The 15,672-nt window shown below is 68.7% G+C and carries 16 protein-coding genes and 1 tRNA gene; 10 read left to right on the plus strand and 7 right to left on the minus strand.

What is annotated here, in order from left to right; genetic code table 11:
* The first annotated feature begins 29 nt into the window (after positions 1–29).
* The 4 genes from RWO82_RS05005 to groL all read left to right on the plus strand — a co-directional run bounded on the left by RWO82_RS05005 (position 30) and on the right by groL (position 3,720).
* The gene (locus tag RWO82_RS05005) at positions 30–1,013 is read left to right on the plus strand and encodes a DUF2332 domain-containing protein (protein ID WP_314424175.1); all 984 of its coding nucleotides are present in this window, start codon (positions 30–32) and stop codon (positions 1,011–1,013) included.
* 18 nt (positions 1,014–1,031) lie between these two features.
* Positions 1,032–1,289, plus strand: a complete 258-nt coding sequence (locus RWO82_RS05010; protein ID WP_314424178.1) for a DUF3263 domain-containing protein — start codon at positions 1,032–1,034, stop codon at positions 1,287–1,289.
* Positions 1,290–1,412: 123 nt separating this feature from the next.
* Positions 1,413–1,991 carry a LytR C-terminal domain-containing protein gene (locus RWO82_RS05015; protein ID WP_314424181.1) on the plus strand — a complete coding sequence of 193 codons (579 nt, stop codon included), beginning with the start codon at positions 1,413–1,415 and terminating at the stop codon, positions 1,989–1,991.
* A 109-nt stretch (positions 1,992–2,100) separates the two neighbouring features.
* Positions 2,101–3,720 carry a chaperonin GroEL gene (groL, locus tag RWO82_RS05020; RefSeq protein WP_314424183.1) on the plus strand — a complete coding sequence of 540 codons (1,620 nt, stop codon included), beginning with the start codon at positions 2,101–2,103 and terminating at the stop codon, positions 3,718–3,720.
* Between the two features lie 114 nt (positions 3,721–3,834).
* Here the strand turns inward: groL and RWO82_RS05025 are convergent, their stop codons facing one another.
* The 6 genes from RWO82_RS05025 to RWO82_RS05050 all read right to left on the minus strand — a co-directional run bounded on the left by RWO82_RS05025 (position 3,835) and on the right by RWO82_RS05050 (position 10,460).
* Positions 3,835–4,122, minus strand: a complete 288-nt coding sequence (locus RWO82_RS05025) for a WXG100 family type VII secretion target (RefSeq protein WP_314424186.1) — start codon at positions 4,120–4,122, stop codon at positions 3,835–3,837.
* A 124-nt stretch (positions 4,123–4,246) separates the two neighbouring features.
* Positions 4,247–5,941, minus strand: a complete 1,695-nt coding sequence (locus tag RWO82_RS05030; protein WP_314424189.1) for a HAMP domain-containing sensor histidine kinase — start codon at positions 5,939–5,941, stop codon at positions 4,247–4,249.
* 68 nt (positions 5,942–6,009) lie between these two features.
* Positions 6,010–6,696: a response regulator transcription factor gene (locus tag RWO82_RS05035; RefSeq protein ID WP_201471433.1), complete on the minus strand. Its 687-nt coding sequence runs from the start codon at positions 6,694–6,696 to the stop codon at positions 6,010–6,012.
* A 102-nt stretch (positions 6,697–6,798) separates the two neighbouring features.
* Positions 6,799–8,439, minus strand: a complete 1,641-nt coding sequence (locus tag RWO82_RS05040) for a DNA repair helicase XPB (protein ID WP_314424194.1) — start codon at positions 8,437–8,439, stop codon at positions 6,799–6,801.
* Positions 8,440–8,461: 22 nt separating this feature from the next.
* Positions 8,462–10,177, minus strand: a complete 1,716-nt coding sequence (locus RWO82_RS05045) for a helicase-associated domain-containing protein (RefSeq protein WP_314424197.1) — start codon at positions 10,175–10,177, stop codon at positions 8,462–8,464.
* Positions 10,178–10,187: 10 nt separating this feature from the next.
* On the minus strand, positions 10,188–10,460 hold the full coding sequence (locus RWO82_RS05050) for a multidrug ABC transporter ATPase (protein ID WP_314424200.1): 273 nt from the start codon (positions 10,458–10,460) through the stop codon (positions 10,188–10,190).
* A gap of 132 nt (positions 10,461–10,592) precedes the next feature.
* Between RWO82_RS05050 and RWO82_RS05055 the strand changes: the two genes are divergently transcribed.
* Together RWO82_RS05055 and RWO82_RS05060 are read left to right on the plus strand one after the other, a co-directional pair.
* Positions 10,593–10,973 (plus strand): cold-shock protein, encoded by a 381-nt coding sequence (locus tag RWO82_RS05055; RefSeq protein ID WP_241796708.1) that lies wholly within the window; start codon positions 10,593–10,595, stop codon positions 10,971–10,973.
* The gene (locus RWO82_RS05060) at positions 10,957–11,649 is read left to right on the plus strand and encodes a DUF3027 domain-containing protein (RefSeq protein WP_314424204.1); all 693 of its coding nucleotides are present in this window, start codon (positions 10,957–10,959) and stop codon (positions 11,647–11,649) included. The genes RWO82_RS05055 and RWO82_RS05060 overlap by 17 nt, the downstream gene beginning before the upstream one ends.
* Before the next feature lie 89 nt (positions 11,650–11,738).
* Here RWO82_RS05060 and serC read toward each other — a convergent pair whose 3' ends face one another.
* Positions 11,739–12,851 carry a phosphoserine transaminase gene (gene serC / locus RWO82_RS05065; RefSeq protein ID WP_314424206.1) on the minus strand — a complete coding sequence of 371 codons (1,113 nt, stop codon included), beginning with the start codon at positions 12,849–12,851 and terminating at the stop codon, positions 11,739–11,741.
* A gap of 97 nt (positions 12,852–12,948) precedes the next feature.
* Between serC and RWO82_RS05070 the strand changes: the two genes are divergently transcribed.
* The 4 genes from RWO82_RS05070 to RWO82_RS05085 all read left to right on the plus strand — a co-directional run bounded on the left by RWO82_RS05070 (position 12,949) and on the right by RWO82_RS05085 (position 15,670).
* On the plus strand, positions 12,949–13,650 hold the full coding sequence (locus RWO82_RS05070) for a metal-dependent transcriptional regulator (RefSeq protein ID WP_314424209.1): 702 nt from the start codon (positions 12,949–12,951) through the stop codon (positions 13,648–13,650).
* Between the two features lie 253 nt (positions 13,651–13,903).
* Positions 13,904–14,734, plus strand: a complete 831-nt coding sequence (locus RWO82_RS05075; protein WP_314424213.1) for a M23 family metallopeptidase — start codon at positions 13,904–13,906, stop codon at positions 14,732–14,734.
* A 329-nt stretch (positions 14,735–15,063) separates the two neighbouring features.
* On the plus strand, positions 15,064–15,561 hold the full coding sequence (locus RWO82_RS05080) for an HNH endonuclease (protein ID WP_314424216.1): 498 nt from the start codon (positions 15,064–15,066) through the stop codon (positions 15,559–15,561).
* Positions 15,562–15,596: 35 nt separating this feature from the next.
* Positions 15,597–15,670: transfer RNA gene (locus RWO82_RS05085), tRNA-Arg, on the plus strand.
* Positions 15,671–15,672 lie beyond the last annotated feature (2 nt).

A 15,672-nucleotide genomic window follows, 5' to 3' on the forward strand; every position in this document is an offset into this window, starting at 1 on the left:
GGGGAGTGGGGTCACGAGACAATGGGCATATGACGGATGCCGTGCAGCAGCGCTACTCCCGCTTCGCCGAGCAGGAGGCTCCCGGCCGCAGCGAGCTGTACGGAGAGTGGGCCGCGGGTGTGGCGGCCGACACGGAGATGCGCTCGCTGCTCCTGCGCATCCCCGAGAACCGGCGCCAGCCACCGCTGGTGTTCGCGGTGACCCGGATGCTCGGCGCGGAACTCGCGGACTACGCCGGCTGGCGCGCGTTCGTGATGGCCCATGCCGACGAGATCGTGGCCGAGTGCACCGCTCGACGGCTGCAGACCAACGAGCCCCTGAGGCTCGCGCCCCTGCTGCCCGTGCTCTCCGAGATCGACGGCCCGCTCGCGCTCCTCGAGATCGGCGCCTCCGCGGGGCTGTGCCTGTATCCCGATCGCTATTCGTACCGCTTCACGGATGCCGAGGGGGCTGTGCGGCTCGCGCTGGACCCCGTCGACGGTCCGTCGACGGTCGTCCTGCACAGTCAGGTCACCGGGGAGTTGCCGGCGATGCGCCTGCCGGAGGTGGTGTGGAGAGCCGGAATCGACCTCTCCCCGCTCGATGCGCGCGACGACCGCGACCGACGCTGGCTGCAGGGTCTCGTGTGGCCGGGTGAGCACGGGCGCGCCGAGCGCGTGACCGCTGCGCTCGACATCGCCGCGCAGGATCCGCCTCATCTCGTCGTGGGCGACGCCCTCGCTCGGCTCGAGGCGCTCGCCGCGGAGGCGCCGCACGATGCCACGCTCGTCGTCACCACCCCCGGCGTGCTGGTGCATATCCCGCGCGAGACCCGGCTGGCCCTTGTCGAGCGCATCCGCGGCCTGAAGGCGCGGTGGGTGACGATCGATCCGCCGGCGCTGCTGGACGTGTGGGAGCCCGCGGTCGACGCCGACACGTGGCCCGGATTCGTGGTCGCTCTGGACGGGCGGGTGCGCGCCTCGGCCGACCCGCTCGGCCGAACGTGGGAGTGGCGCACGGCTGCGGACCGATGATCGACCTACTCTGAACTCATGCTGGGAGAGCTGACCGAGCGCGATCGCGCGATCCTCACGCTGGAGACCGCGTGGCCGCGGCACAGCGGCACGAAGGAAGAGGTCATCCGCGTGCAGCTCGGCATGAGCGCGGCGAGGTACTACCAGCTGCTCGGCCGTCTGATCGATTCGGACGTCGCACTCGAATACGACCCGATGCTCGTGGGCAGGCTGCGCCGCATCCGCGATGCGCGGGCGATCCGCCGCTCGGCCCGCACGCCCGGATTCGCCGGATGACGACACCCGGATCCGCCGGGTGACGACGCGCGGATCAGCCGGGTGAGGATGCCGCACGGGCTTCCTGTGCCCCGCGGCTCGTCGTGTCGCGGATGCTCAGGCCCGAGCCAGTAGCATCGAGGGGTGTCAAAGCCCATCCGAGACCGATTCGACGACGTGCCCCGCTCCTCCGGGCGTGTGGGCGCGCACCGCGCCGAAGCCCCCGGGATGAACGGGTGGGTCGTGCTGCTGTGGTCGTTCGTGGCCGCTCTCGTGCTCGTGATCGCCGGCATCTTCGGGTCTCTCATCGTTATGGGGCGCATCACGCCGTTCCCCGAGGCGATGCCGAGCCTGACCCCGATCCCCGAGGAGACGGGCGTGGTCGACACCTCGTATTCGGTGATGATCCTCAACGCCACTGCCGACGAGGGTCTCGACGAGCAGATGCGAGAGGTACTGATCACCAACGGCTGGCCGGGAGAGACGGTCTTCGCCAGCGACAGCACGAGCGAGGACTTCACGACCACGACCGTGTACTACGTCGCCGAGGACGACGAGCTCGCCGCCATCGGCCTCGCCGGGCTCATCGGCGGTGCCGACGTGCAGCAGAGCGATTTCTACCTCGGTGAGACCGAGGAGGGGCAGAAGCAGCTCACGGTCGTCATCGGTCTCGACCGCATGTCGGGTGCGGCGACCGACGTCGAGGAGACGCCCGCTCCGTAGTCCCTCCCGCAGCTTGCACTCGAAGGGGTCGAGTGCCAGAATGGCGTTAGCACTCTCTTACTCTGAGTGCTAAACCCAACGTCTACGTCCAGGAGGGACGACAAAACTCATGGCAAAGATCATCGCTTTCGATGAGGAGGCCCGCCGCGGCCTCGAGCGTGGCCTCAACATCCTCGCCGACGCAGTCAAGGTGACCCTCGGCCCGCGCGGTCGCAACGTCGTGCTCGAGAAGAAGTGGGGCGCCCCCACGATCACGAACGACGGTGTCTCCATCGCCAAGGAGATCGAGCTGGACGACCCGTACGAGAAGATCGGCGCGGAGCTCGTCAAGGAGGTCGCCAAGAAGACCGACGACGTCGCCGGCGACGGAACCACCACCGCCACGGTGCTCGCTCAGGCACTCGTCCGCGAGGGTCTGCGCAACGTCGCGGCCGGCGCCGACCCGATCTCGCTCAAGCGCGGCATCGAGAAGGCCGTCGCTTCGATCACCGAGGAGCTGCTCGCCAGCGCCAAGGAGATCGACTCCAAGGAGCAGATCGCAGCGACCGCGTCGATCTCCGCTGCTGACCCCGCGATCGGCGAGCTCATCGCCGAGGCGATCGACAAGGTCGGCAAGGAAGGCGTCGTCACCGTCGAGGAGTCGCAGACCTTCGGCACCGAGCTCGAGCTCACCGAGGGCATGCGCTTCGACAAGGGCTACCTGAACCCGTACTTCGTGACGGACCCGGAGCGCCAGGAGGCGGTCTTCGAGGACCCGTACATCCTCATCGCGAACCAGAAGGTCTCCAACATCAAGGACCTCCTGCCGATCGTCGACAAGGTGATCCAGGACGGCAAGGAGCTCGTCATCATCGCCGAGGACGTCGAGGGCGAGGCTCTCGCGACTCTCGTGCTCAACAAGCTCAAGGGCATCTTCAAGTCGGTCGCCGTCAAGGCTCCCGGCTTCGGCGACCGCCGCAAGGCGCAGCTGCAGGACATCGCGATCCTCACCGGTGGTCAGGTCATCACCGAAGAGGTCGGCCTGAAGCTCGAGAACGCCACGCTCGACCTGCTGGGTCGTGCGCGCAAGGTCATCGTCACCAAGGACGAGACCACGATCGTCGAGGGCGCCGGTGAGGCGGACCAGATCGAGGGTCGCGTCACGCAGATCCGTCGCGAGATCGAGAACACCGACAGCGACTACGACCGCGAGAAGCTGCAGGAGCGCCTTGCGAAGCTCGCCGGTGGCGTGGCCGTCATCAAGGCGGGCGCGGCGACCGAGGTCGAGCTCAAGGAGCGCAAGCACCGCATCGAAGACGCCGTGCGCAACGCGAAGGCGGCCGTCGAGGAGGGCATCGTCCCCGGTGGTGGCGTCGCGCTGATCCAGTCGGGCACGAAGGCTCTCGATGCTCTGTCGCTCTCGGGCGACGAGGCGACCGGTGCGAACATCGTTCGCGTCGCGATCGAGGCTCCGCTCAAGCAGATCGCACTCAACGCCGGTCTCGAGCCGGGCGTCGTCGCGAACAAGGTCGCCGAGCTCCCCGCGGGCCAGGGCCTGAACGCTGCGACCGGTGAGTACGTCGATATGTTCGCGGCAGGCATCATCGACCCGGCCAAGGTGACCCGCTCGGCGCTGCAGAACGCAGCCTCGATCGCGGCGCTGTTCCTCACCACCGAGGTCGTCGTCGCCGACAAGCCCGAGAAGGCCGCTGCGCCGATGGGTGACCCGTCGGGTGGCATGGACTTCTGATCCGCCGATGAGCTGAGGCCTGTCGCTGACCAGCAGACAGCCGAACTCGGATACTGACAACAGAAACGCCCCGACCTCGGTCGGGGCGTTTCTGCGTCGTCGGACGGCGGGCGCTCAGCGGAACAGGCTCGCCGAATACTGGTCGGCGTCGGAATACTGCGTGGCCGCGCTGCCGAGGCCGGTGCCGATCGACTCGAGGGCCTGTTCGACGTGCATCTGCGCCCCGCGCCACTGCTCGGCGCAGGACTGGAAAGCCGTGGATGCGGTGCCGACCCATGTCGACTGCAGCTGTGTGAGCTGGGCCATCAGGGTGGCCGACTCGGCGCGCAGGCGCTCCATGGTGGCCAGGGCCGAGGCGTGTGCGGCGCCGACGGCGTCGGTGTCAACGGTGAAGACGGACATGTGTACTCCTTGTGTCGATGGGCTTCCGACGGTACGAGAGCGCGGCGGCGCAGGTGCGTGCAGAAGCCGCACGTCCCACCCCATGTGCAGAACCGGCGGTCGGCCGCGCGTGTGGAGGAACGCCTCAGAGATCCAGGGGCTCGAGCGGCTGCGTGTCCTCGAGCAGATGCGCGGGAGTCGCGCGAGATGGTGCGAGCGGGAACGTGACGGTGAACGTCGCTCCTCCGCCGGGGGTCTCGGACACCGCGACGCTGCCGTGCAGGGCCTTGACGATCGACGCGACGATCGCGAGCCCGAGTCCTGATCCGCCGGTCTCCCTGGCGCGCGAGGTGTCGGCGCGCCAGAAGCGCTCGAAGATCTGGTCCCGGATCTGCGGCGGGATGCCCTCGCCGTGATCGACGATCGCGATGCTGCCGGTGCCGCGCACCCGATCGGCGTCGACCACGAGCTCGATCGGACTCTCCTCGGGGGAGAAGCGCCGCGCATTGCCGAGGAGATTCGTCACGACCTGACGGACCTTGTTCTCCTCGCCGAGGATGATCGGCGGGGTGCGCACCGGGATGTCTGTCGCCTCGGTGAAGTCGATCGCGGGCACCTGCTCCGCCGCACCGCGAGGCCGCCGCCGCAGGCGCGAGAGCGTTCCGCGTGACAGTCCGCGAGGCGTCGGCTGGGCGGCCGTCGTCGTCACGGGGTTCGGACGCGTCGTGACGTCTATCAACGGTGCTTCGACCGTGCGATCTATGACGCGGACCGTGCGCGCGGGGGCGGCCGCCCTCAGATCCAGTGCTGCGTCTCGAGCGATGGGCCGGAGGTCGAGCGGCTCGATCTGCGGTTCGCGTTCCTCATCGAGGCGCGCCAGGGCGAGGAGGTCCTCGACGAGCACCCCCATGCGGATCGCCTCCTTCTCGATGCGCTCCATCGCCCGCGCTGTGTCTTCTTCGCCCTTGATCGCGCCCATGCGGTAGAGCTCGGCATACCCCCGCACGCTGACCAGCGGCGTGCGCAGCTCGTGGCTCGCGTCGCCGATGAAGCGGCGCATGTGCCGCACGGTGCGATCGCGCTGGGCCAGCGATCCGTCGACTCGGTCGAGCATGGTGTTGATCGCGTAGTTCAGCCGCCCGACCTCGGTGGTCGGCTCGAGATCGGTGAGCCGCTGGCTGAAGTCTCCCGCGGCGATCGACATGGCGGTCGATTCGACCTGGCCCAGTCGCCGGAAGGTGAGGGTCACGAGGCCGCGGGTGAGCAGCGCGGCGAGGAGGATCGTGACGAGCGCCACGGTGATGTAGATGCCGAAGTACTGGCTGATGATCCGATCGGCCGAGTCCAGCGGCATCGCCACGACCTGGATGCGCAGGTCCCCGCCGCCTTCTCCCTGCAGGCTCGCGACCGCGGCCCGGAAGCTCGCCCCCTTCGTCCCCTCAAGGGGGAAGGTGCTCTCGCTCTTCGCCTGGGCATCGAGCAGCGTGAAGGTGGAGGGGAAGAGGGGCGATCCGTTCGCCGACGCGCCCGTCGTCGTCTGCAGCGCGCCCGCACCGTCGTAGATCGCGACGAAGAAGTCGCGCGGAGACTCCTTCGGCGTGTACTGGGGCTCGCCGTCGACCATCGCGATGTCGAAATAGCGGTCGGCGAGATCGGCCGAGACCAGCGCGGGCAGCTGCGACTCGATGTTGCTGACGAGGGCGTTTCGGAGGATCGGCACGGTGCCCACGCCCGCAGCGAGCAGGCCCAGGGCGAGCACCGCCACGGTCACGCCGGTGACCTTGGCGCGCAGGCTGATGGCCCGCCACCAGCGGGTGACCGCGTCGGGCTTACGCGCCATGCGGTCCTCCTCGAGACGGATGCCGTGTGCAGCGGCGGTCGACGGCGTCGGGTTCGACGGCGTCGAGGCTACTTGCCGACCTTGAGCATGTATCCGAAGCCGCGCTTGGTCTGGATGACCGACTCCTCGGTGTGCGGATCGATCTTCCGGCGCAGGTACGAGATGTAGCTCTCGACGATGCCGGCGTCGCCGTTGAAGTCGTACTCCCAGACGTGGTCGAGGATCTGCGCCTTCGAGAGCACGCGGTTGGGGTTCAGCATGAGGTAGCGCAGCAGCTTGAACTCCGTCGGGCTGAGCTCGATCGCCTCTTTGCCGACGTGGACGTCGTGCGTGTCCTGGTCCATCGACAGCTCGCCGGCACGGATGATCGACTCCTCGTCGGCCTGCATGGTGCGGCGCAGGATGGCCTGTGCGCGCGCGACGATCTCGTCGAGGCTGAACGGCTTGGTGACGTAGTCGTCGCCTCCTGCGTTGAGCCCTTCGATCTTGTCGTCCGTGCCGTCCTTGGCGGTGAGGAACAGGATCGGAGCGGTGAACCCGGCGCCGCGGAGGCGCTTGGTGACGCTGAAGCCGTTCATGTCGGGGAGCATGACGTCGAGGATGATGAGGTCGGGCTCCTCCTCGAGCACGGCGGAGATGGTGGCCGCGCCGTTGGCGACCGTCTTCACCTGGAACCCCGCGAAGCTCAGGCCCGTGGACAGCAGGTCGCGGATGTTCGGCTCGTCGTCGACGACCAGGATGCGCGCATCAGTCATGACCCCATTATGGTGACTCCGTCGATGGGATTGCTGGTGATCCGTCGGAGCGGCGGGTACGCGGAGAGCGAAGAGCCGCCGACGTGGCGCGGGGCGGGGCGATCAGGCGGCGATCGCGTCGGCATCCATGATGGTGTAGCTGTACCCCTGCTCGGCGAGGAAACGCTGCCGGTTCTGCGCGTAGTCCTGGTCGATCGTGTCACGCGCGACGAGCGTGTAGAAGCTCGCCGTGTGGCCCGACTTCTTCGGCCGGAGCAGACGGCCGAGGCGCTGCGCCTCCTCCTGTCGCGAGCCGAACGACCCCGACACCTGGATCGCGACGGATGCTTCGGGGAGGTCGATCGAGAAGTTCGCCACCTTCGAGACGACGAGCACCGGTATCTCGCCTTCGCGGAAGGCCTGGTAGAGCTGCTCCCGCTCGTCGACAGGGGTGGCGCCCGTGATCTGCGGCGCGTCCAGCGACTGCGACAGCGAGTCGAGCTGATCGAGGTACTGACCGATCACGAGTATCCGCTCGTCGGCATGCTTCGCGATGAGCTCGCGCACCGCATCGATCTTGGCGGGTGCGGACGCGGCCAGCCGGTAGCGCTCGTCATCGGTCGCCGCCGCGTATTCCAGGCGGTCGCTCGGCGGGAGGTCGACACGCACCTCGTAGCAGACGGCGGGGGAGATGAATCCCTGTGCCTCGATCTGCTTCCACGGGGCGTCGAACCTCTTGGGGCCGATCAGGCTGAACACGTCGCCTTCGCGCCCGTCTTCGCGCACGAGCGTGGCGGTGAGTCCGATGCGGCGCCGGGCCTGCAGGTCGGCGGTGAGCTTGAAGACGGGGGCGGGGAGCAGGTGCACCTCGTCGTAGACGATGAGTCCCCAGTCGAGCGCATCGAGAAGCGCCAGGTGGGCGTACTCGCCCTTCCGCTTGGCCGTGAGGATCTGGTAGGTCGCGATCGTGACCGGCTTGACCTCCTTGGCCTGGCCGGAGTACTCGCCGATCTCGTCGGGAGTCAGACTCGTGCGCTTCAGCAGCTCGTCGCGCCACTGACGCGCCGACACCGTGTTCGTCACGAGGATCAGCGTCGTGGTCTTGGTCGCGGCCATGGCGCCCGCCCCGACGATGGTCTTGCCGGCACCGCACGGCAGCACGACGACGCCGGACCCGTCCTTGGAGAAGGCGTCGACGGCATCCTGCTGGTACGGACGGATCTGCCAGCCGTCCTCGGCCAGCTCGATCTCGTGCGGAGTGCCGGGCGTGTAGCCCGCGAGGTCTTCGGCGGGCCAGCCGATCTTCAGCAGCTCCTGCTTGATCTGACCGCGCGCCCACGCGTCCACCACGAACGACTCCGGCGTGGGGTGGCCGAGGAGCAGAGGCTGGATCCGCTTGTTGTTCGCCACCTGTGCGAGCACGGCCGGGTCGCTCGATCGCAGGATCAGCGTGCCCTCGTCGTCGCGCTCGATCACGAGCCTGCCGTAGCGGTTCACGGTCTCACGCAGATCGACCGACACCGACGGCGGCACCGGGAACCGGGACCAGCGCTCGAGCGTCTCGAGCATGTCGTCGGCGGTGTGCCCCGCCGCGCGGGCGTTCCACAGCCCCAGACGGGTGATCCGGTAGGTGTGGATGTGCTCGGGTGCGCGCTCGAGCTCGGCGAAGATCGCCAGCTCGTGGCGGGCGCTCTCGGCGTCGGCGTGGGCCACTTCGAGCAGCACGGTGCGGTCGCTCTGGACGATCAGGGGGCCATCAGACATAGCTGTCCAGCTTACCGCCCGATCACGGAGGCGGCTCCATCACGGTCGCGGCACGGATGCTCGACACGGGCAGCGTGCGTTCCACGTCGGCGGCGCGGTCTCGGCCCCGCAGCCTGCCACCGCCGAGGCCGGTCGCCTCCAGCAGCAGGTCGCGCGTCGAGCCGTCGGGCATGCCGATGGTCACCCGAAGAGTCGCGCGGGCGCGCACGGCCGCCTCCAGTTCGCGGTCGAGCCAGGCGGCGTCGGCATCGGGGCCGTGATGCGATCGCAGTGCCGCGACGAGGGGCGCGTAATCGGGGCCCGTCGTCGGGGCGGGTGGTGCAGCCGCGTTCCGCTCGCCCGCCTGGGGCTCGCCCGACTCGTCCACGAGCGTGGCCGGGTACCGCGCGTCCACCAGCGCCCAGTAGACGGTCTCGCGACCCACACGGGTGGTGAGGGAGCCGACGTGCGCGGTGAGGCCGAGCGGCCGCAGCGACTGATCGACCGACATGGCGTCGAGCAGCGTGCCGTCGGTGCTCTCGATGCGGGTGCGTCCGGTCTCCGCATCCGTCGACACCCGCACCAGCCCGTGACGCTGGGCGGTCTGTGCCACGAGGTAGCGGAGCGGCTGGGGGATGCCGGTGAGGGAGATGCTCTCGAGGAAGTCGACGATCGACTGCTCGTCCTCGCCCGTGACGAGGGCTCTCGCCACCGACTCCGGTGTGAACCGGTACGACGACGCCTGCGCCGCGGATTCGCGTGCGGCCATCGTGCGCAGCCGCACGTCGAGTGCCGGTGCGAGCGGGCCCGGCGCGATCGCGCTCAGGTCGTTCTGCAGGAAGATGCGGTCGACCTCGCTCGGCAGCAGTCGGGTGAGCGGCGCGGGATCGATCGGCTCACCGCGGCGCACCGGTGCCGCCCACGCGGGCTCGCTGCCGTCGTCGGCGACGAGTCCGAGCAACCGGGAACGCTCGAGCCACATGTCGCTGCGCTCGCGCCACGATGCGTCCCAGGGGTGGGCATCCGACCACTCCGGAGTCGGGATCCACCCGCCGCTCTCGGTGCGCACACCTCGGGGGAGGGCGTCGCGGTGGCCGGACACGAGAGCGCTCCACCTGTCGGCCACCGAGGAGCGCAGCCAGTCCTCCGAGCGCGCCGTCACGCGCAGACGACGGTCGTCGACCGCCACGAGGCCCGCGCTCGCGGCGATGTCGACAAGGGCGTCGGCGTCGAGGTCGAGTCCCGCGTCGGCGAGCTGCCGCTTCTCACCGGCGCTCAGGGTGCCGCCGGTGAGCAGGGTGAACGGCCGATCTCTGGCGAGGAGCAGCAGATCGGCGACGGCTGACACCGTGGTGAAGGCGCGTTCGGCGGCGTGCGCCTGTGCGCTCTCGTCGGACGGGGCTGGAGCAGACGGCGCCGAGGCGGGGGGCATCGCGCGATCGCCGACCGCGACGGCGACGGCCGGCCACGGCATGCCGTCGGGTCGCACCAGTGCGAGAGCCTCGAGCCGCGAACGCTCCGCGGAGGGCGGCACCGCCGATCCGGTGGAGACCGCCGTGCTCAGCGCCGCGGCCTCGGGACGGGTCAGTGTGGGCAGCACCCGCGCGAGCGAGGGACTCTCGAGCAGCGCCTCGGCGGCATCGAAGAAGTCCTGCCACCCGGCGTCGGCGCGCACGCCACGTGCGGCGAAGAGCGAGACGAGGTCGCCATCACTCGCCGCGGCCAGCCATTCGGCCAAGGGGCGAGCGTGCGTCGTCATGCCGATGGCCTCACGATCGCGATGCGCGACCCTTGCGGACGAAGCTCATCGACAGGAGCACGATGATCATCACGAACGCCGCGGGGAGGCCCCAGTAGGGCACCGCGGCGACGAGCGGCCACGCGCCTGAACCGAAGTCCTGCTGCTGCATCCCGACGGCCGTGCCGATGATGATGGCGAAGAAGCAGATGATGGAGGCCGCAGCGAGGCCCAGTGCCGTGAACGCCAGAATGCGGTCGACGCGGCGCACGGGGACATCCGGCTCGGGACTCTTCATAGTCATCGCTCCCAGCCTAGTCGGTGAGCGCCGAGGCGGTTCCGCTCGGAGCCTCGGCGTCGACGCGTGCTGACCGGTAGGCTGGGGAGGCGCACCATGCGCCGTTCAGCTCCACACCGACTCAGCGAGGTTACTCCCATGCCCACCGGCAAGGTCAGGTTCTACGACGAAGACAAGGGTTTCGGCTTCATCGCCGCCGATGACGGCCAGGATGTCTTTCTGCACGCCTCGGCGATGCCCGCCGGGACGGCCGTCAAGGCCGGTGCGCGGGTGGAGTTCGGCGTCGCCGACGGAAAGCGCGGGCTCCAGGCGCTCTCTGTCCGCGTGCTCGAGGCGCCGCCGAGTCTGGCCAAGGCCAAGCGCAAGCCGGCCGACGACATGGCGATCATCGTCGAGGATCTCGTGAAGCTCCTCGACGGAATCGGCGGAGACCTGCGTCGCGGCCGCTACCCGTCGTCGTCCCATGGTCGCAAGATCGCGGCCGTTCTGCGCAAGGTCGCTGATGACCTCGAAGCCTGACGTCGACCAGCGTCTCGTCGACGCTCATGATCTCGCGCTCGCCGCGCTGCACGAGATCACGCCGCCCTCGACCGTGGGTCCGGCGGCCGGCTACCTGCCCGAGGACGACGGCTCGGTGTCTCTGCGGTTCGAGAACCGTCTTCCCGGCTACCCGGGGTGGTACTGGACCGTCACGGTCGCACGAGTCGACGATGCCGACCCCACGGTCCTCGAGGTCGAGCTGATGCCGGGCGACGGTGCTCTGCTCGCGCCGGAATGGGTGCCGTGGGCCGAGCGGCTCGCCGAGTACCGCGCTCATCAGGCCGAGCTGGCCGAGCAGGCGGCCGGTGCCGTCGAGAGCGACCCCGACGCGGACGACGCGGACGGGATCGACGACGACGAGCTCGACGACATCGACGAGGACGAGGACGACCTCGACGACGATTCGGACGACGACGACGACGATGACGACGATGATCTCGACGAGGACGAACTGGCGGCGGAGCCCCGGGTGCTGCACGCCGGCGATCTCGACGGCGTCGACATCGACGAGCTCGATGATTCGGTCGCCGCTGACGAGGATTCCGAGCCCGCGGACGACGACGAGCAGGGCGACGACGAGTCGGACGACGACGAGTCGGACGATGACGAGTCGAGCGACGACGATGACGACGAGGACTCCGACGACGAGGAGTGATCTCGGGTCCGCGGCTCTCCCGTCGCGACCATGAGAAAAGGGGCCGCGTGCGATCACGCGGCCCCTTTTCTCGTCGTCCTGCGCGTCGGTCAGTCGCCCTGACGCTCGAGCACGTAGTCGACCGCGCGCGTCAGCTGGCGCACGTCGTCGGGGTCGATCGAGACGAAGGTCGCGACTCGCAGCTGGTTCCGGCCGAGCTTGCGGTAGGGCTCGGTGTCGACGATCCCGTTCGCGCGCAGCGTCTTCGCGATCGCGGCGGCATCGATCGCATCGTCGAAGTCGATCGTCACGACGACCGGAGAGCGATGCGCGGCATCCGTCACGAACGGGGTGGCCACGGCAGAGGCCGCCGCCCAGTCGTACAGGACCTTCGAGGACTCGGCAGTGCGCGCTCCCGCCCACGCGAGCCCGCCGTTGCCGTTGATCCAGCGCAGCTGGCTGTCGAGCAGGTGCAGAGTGGTGAGCGCGGGAGTGTTGAGCGTCTGATTGAGGCGCGAGTTGTCGAGCGCGTTCTTCAGGCTGAGGAACTCGGGGATGTATCGCTCGGATGCGGCGATGCGCTCGATGCGGTCGATCGCGGCGGGGGACACGGCCGCGAACCACAGGCCGCCGTCGGAGCCCAGGTTCTTCTGCGGCGCGAAGTAGTAGACGTCCGCCTGGGTCGCGTCGAAGTCGATGCCGCCGGCCGCGCTGGTCGCGTCGATCACCGTGAGCGCACCGTCTGCGGCCACGCGCTCGACGGGTGCCGCGACGCCGGTCGACGTCTCGTTGTGCGGCCAGGCGTAGACGTCCACACCTTCCACGGCCTCGGCCGCGACCCGTGAGCCGGGCTCGGCCTTGCGGACGTCGGGCGTCTCGAGCCATGGCGCTGCTGCCGATGCGGCGAACTTCCCGCCGAACTCGCCGAACACCAGGTTCTGGCTGCGTCGCTCGATGAGGCCGAAGGCCGCGGCATCCCAGAAGGCCGTCGATCCGCCGTTGCCGACGATGATCTCGTAGCCCTCGGGAAGACGGAACAGTGCGGCGAGCTGCTCCCGGACGCTGCCCACGAGGTTCTTCACGGGTGCCTGCCGGTGCGAGGTGCCCAGCAGCATGGGTGCTGCAGCCAGCAGTGCCTCGAGCTGCTCGGTGCGCACCTTCGAGGGGCCGCAGCCGAAGCGGCCGTCGACGGGCAGAAGGTCACGGGGAATCTCGATCGCCATGCGTCGAGTCTAGGCCGTGTCGATTCGTCGCCCGACCTCATGACGCCTGATGTCCCCGCGGGAATGTAGGCTTGCCTAAGAAGACTCGGAGGGTCGCATGACGGACTTGATCGACACCACGGAGATGTATCTCCGCACCATCCTCGAACTCGAGGAGGAGAACATCGTGCCGCTGCGCGCACGCATCTCCGAGCGCCTCGGCCACTCCGGTCCCACGGTCTCGCAGACGGTGGGTCGCATGGAACGCGACGGTCTCGTCATCGTATCGGAGGACCGCACGCTCGAGCTCACCGATGCGGGTCGCCGCAAGGCCGTCGACGTGATGCGCAAGCATCGCCTCGCCGAGCGGCTGCTGTCCGATGTGATCGGCCTCGACTGGGCCTATGTGCATGAAGAGGCGTGCCGGTGGGAGCACGTGATGAGCGAGCAGGTCGAGCGGCGTCTCGTCGAGCTTCTCGGTCACCCCACCGAATCCCCGTACGGGAACCCGATCCCGGGGCTCGACCAGTTGGGCGACATTCCGGCCCGTACGTTCGACGAGGGTGTGATCGGCCTCGTGCAGAAGCTCAACGCCGCCGGTGCTCCGATCGAGGGCACGGTGCGTCGTTTGGCGGAGCCCGCCCAGGTCGATCCCGAGCTGCTCGAGCAGCTCCGCGATGCCGGAGTCGTCCCGGGAGCCAAGGGCGACTACCGCTTCAACGAGGGATACGTCCTCATCCAGATGGAGGGCAAGGACGACGGGCTCGAGCTTCCGGTCGAGCTCGCCTCGCACATCTTCCTTGTCGGCGAGCCTGCCTGAAATCCGCTCTGATCAGGGGCGAATCGGCCTCTGCGGCGATTGCCAGTTTCGCAGGGTGACAGTTTCGTTATCTTCCGGTAACCTCGGACAGGTCGTCGCGAAAGCCCGCTGACGATACCCGAGAGGATCGCCTTCCAGGCTCGTCGTCCTCGCGGTAGGAACGCACAAAGTACCCGAGCTACATTCGTGCCACGAGAGCAGAGTGCCGACGAGTCAGCGCAACCCGAGCGCGCAGGCGCAGGAGGATCACGTTTTGGTCAGAGACATCGAATCACCCGCGAAGACATCTGAAGATCGAGCAATCGCCCGCAGCACACGCGCGGCAACGAGTGCACGCAAGGCCGTCAAGCCCCTGCGTTCGGTCGCCATCTTCGGGGCAGTCGGTGCTCTCGTCGCTGCGGTCGCTCTGCCGGCCTACGCATCCACGACGCCGACCGAGGCTGCGGCGACGACTCTCCAGCAGCTCGCGGCCGACGACTCGCAGTCTCTCGTCGTGGCTTCTGCCGCGACGGCGGCGTCGCTCAACCGCGGCACCTTCACCGCCACGACCCCCGACGAGATCGCCAAGAAGAAGGCCGAAGAAGCCGCAGCGGCACGCGCGGCCGCTGCAGCCTCCGCGGCGGCGGCATCGCTCGCATCATCCGGCGGCAACTTCAACACCGGGAACTACGCGCTCGTCTCGCCCGGCTCGGGCGAGGTCCGCTACCCGCTGCCCCAGGGCTCGTACAACGTCAGCCGCACGGTGGGCGGCGCGCACCAGGGAGCCGACATGCTGGCTCCTGCAGGCACGCCGATCTACGCCGCCGCTGCAGGCGTCGTCCGCGCATCTGCGGAGAGCATCGGCGGCTACGGCGTCGCGGTCATGCTCGACAGCGTCGTCGGTGGTCAGCGCGTGCAGACCACCTACGGTCACATGATCTACGGCTCGCGTCAGGTGCAGGCGGGTGACACGGTCGCCGCAGGACAGCTGATCGGCTTCGTCGGAAGCACCGGTCGCTCCACCGCGAACCACCTGCACTTCGAGGTCTGGGTCAACGGCGGTCTCATGGAGCCGATCGCCTGGCTCGGTGCCAACGCAGGCTGAATCCGCATCGCATCGCACCCGCCGCACGGACACACCTCCGACTGTTCACCCGGAGTTGGGCCCCACCACCTCGGTGATGGGTTAGCCTGAACCCGTTGTCGTAACAGGCGGGAGAAGCTGATGGTGCGAATACCGAGCATCCGAACCATGGATGCCCTCGGTCGTCACGTCCTTCGGCATCGTCCGCAGGGATGCCACGGTGCGGTCGTGCGCGAAAGGCGCTGTCTGTAGACAGCGCCTTTTTTCGTCCCTGCGTGCGCTCACGACCTCCGCGGCGCGTGTGAGTCGAGAGTGCCGGGAAGCCGTCCCGGCGGATCGAGAGGATGGCGATGCGCACACTGGTACTGAACGCGGGATACGAGCCTCTGGCGATCGTGTCGTTCAAGAGAGCACTGGTCCTGGTCATGAACGACAAGGCCTCGGTGATCGAACGCGTGGAGGACGACCCCGTCTGGGGGACCCACGGCGTCTACGACCGGCCGGCGGTGATCATCCTGTCGCGCTATGTGCGCATCCCTGTGAGCAGACGTGTCCCCGTGACGCGACGGGGAGTGCTGCGGCGTGACGACCACCGGTGCGGCTACTGCGGCAAGGCGGCCTCGACCATCGATCACGTGTTGCCGCGATCACGCGGCGGGGCCGACTCGTGGGAGAACCTCGTCGCCTGCTGCCTGCGATGCAACAACGTCAAGAGCGACCGCACTCCGCAGGAGATGCGGTGGGCCTTGAGGTTCACGCCGCGGCCACCGCACGGCACGGCGTGGACGGTCCGGGGGAGCGAACGCAGCGATCCCCGATGGGAGCCTTATCTGGCACTGGCCGCGTGAGTGGGGCGCGAGGGTTCCTCTAGAATGGAACCCTCGCCCCCGTAGCTCAGCAGGATAGAGCAGCCCTCTCCTAAAGGGCAGGTCGCTGGTTCGAATCCAGTCGAGGGCACC

Source organism: uncultured Microbacterium sp. (assembly GCF_963521645.1).
Lineage (GTDB): Bacteria > Actinomycetota > Actinomycetes > Actinomycetales > Microbacteriaceae > Microbacterium.

Bases quoted from the DNA above. Each gene is read 5' to 3' on its own strand.
- RWO82_RS05005 (WP_314424175.1), top strand. From the start codon at position 30: ATGACGGATGCCGTGCAGCAGCGCTACTCCCGCTTCGCCGAGCAGGAG.
- RWO82_RS05010 (WP_314424178.1), top strand. From the start codon at position 1,032: ATGCTGGGAGAGCTGACCGAGCGCGATCGCGCGATCCTCACGCTGGAG.
- groL (WP_314424183.1), top strand. From the start codon at position 2,101: ATGGCAAAGATCATCGCTTTCGATGAGGAGGCCCGCCGCGGCCTCGAG.
- RWO82_RS05025 (WP_314424186.1), bottom strand. From the start codon at position 4,122: ATGTCCGTCTTCACCGTTGACACCGACGCCGTCGGCGCCGCACACGCC.
- RWO82_RS05030 (WP_314424189.1), bottom strand. From the start codon at position 5,941: ATGGCGCGTAAGCCCGACGCGGTCACCCGCTGGTGGCGGGCCATCAGC.
- RWO82_RS05035 (WP_201471433.1), bottom strand. From the start codon at position 6,696: ATGACTGATGCGCGCATCCTGGTCGTCGACGACGAGCCGAACATCCGC.
- RWO82_RS05040 (WP_314424194.1), bottom strand. From the start codon at position 8,439: ATGTCTGATGGCCCCCTGATCGTCCAGAGCGACCGCACCGTGCTGCTC.
- RWO82_RS05045 (WP_314424197.1), bottom strand. From the start codon at position 10,177: ATGACGACGCACGCTCGCCCCTTGGCCGAATGGCTGGCCGCGGCGAGT.
- RWO82_RS05050 (WP_314424200.1), bottom strand. From the start codon at position 10,460: ATGACTATGAAGAGTCCCGAGCCGGATGTCCCCGTGCGCCGCGTCGAC.
- RWO82_RS05055 (WP_241796708.1), top strand. From the start codon at position 10,593: ATGCCCACCGGCAAGGTCAGGTTCTACGACGAAGACAAGGGTTTCGGC.
- RWO82_RS05060 (WP_314424204.1), top strand. From the start codon at position 10,957: ATGACCTCGAAGCCTGACGTCGACCAGCGTCTCGTCGACGCTCATGAT.
- serC (WP_314424206.1), bottom strand. From the start codon at position 12,851: ATGGCGATCGAGATTCCCCGTGACCTTCTGCCCGTCGACGGCCGCTTC.
- RWO82_RS05070 (WP_314424209.1), top strand. From the start codon at position 12,949: ATGACGGACTTGATCGACACCACGGAGATGTATCTCCGCACCATCCTC.
- RWO82_RS05080 (WP_314424216.1), top strand. From the start codon at position 15,064: ATGCGCACACTGGTACTGAACGCGGGATACGAGCCTCTGGCGATCGTG.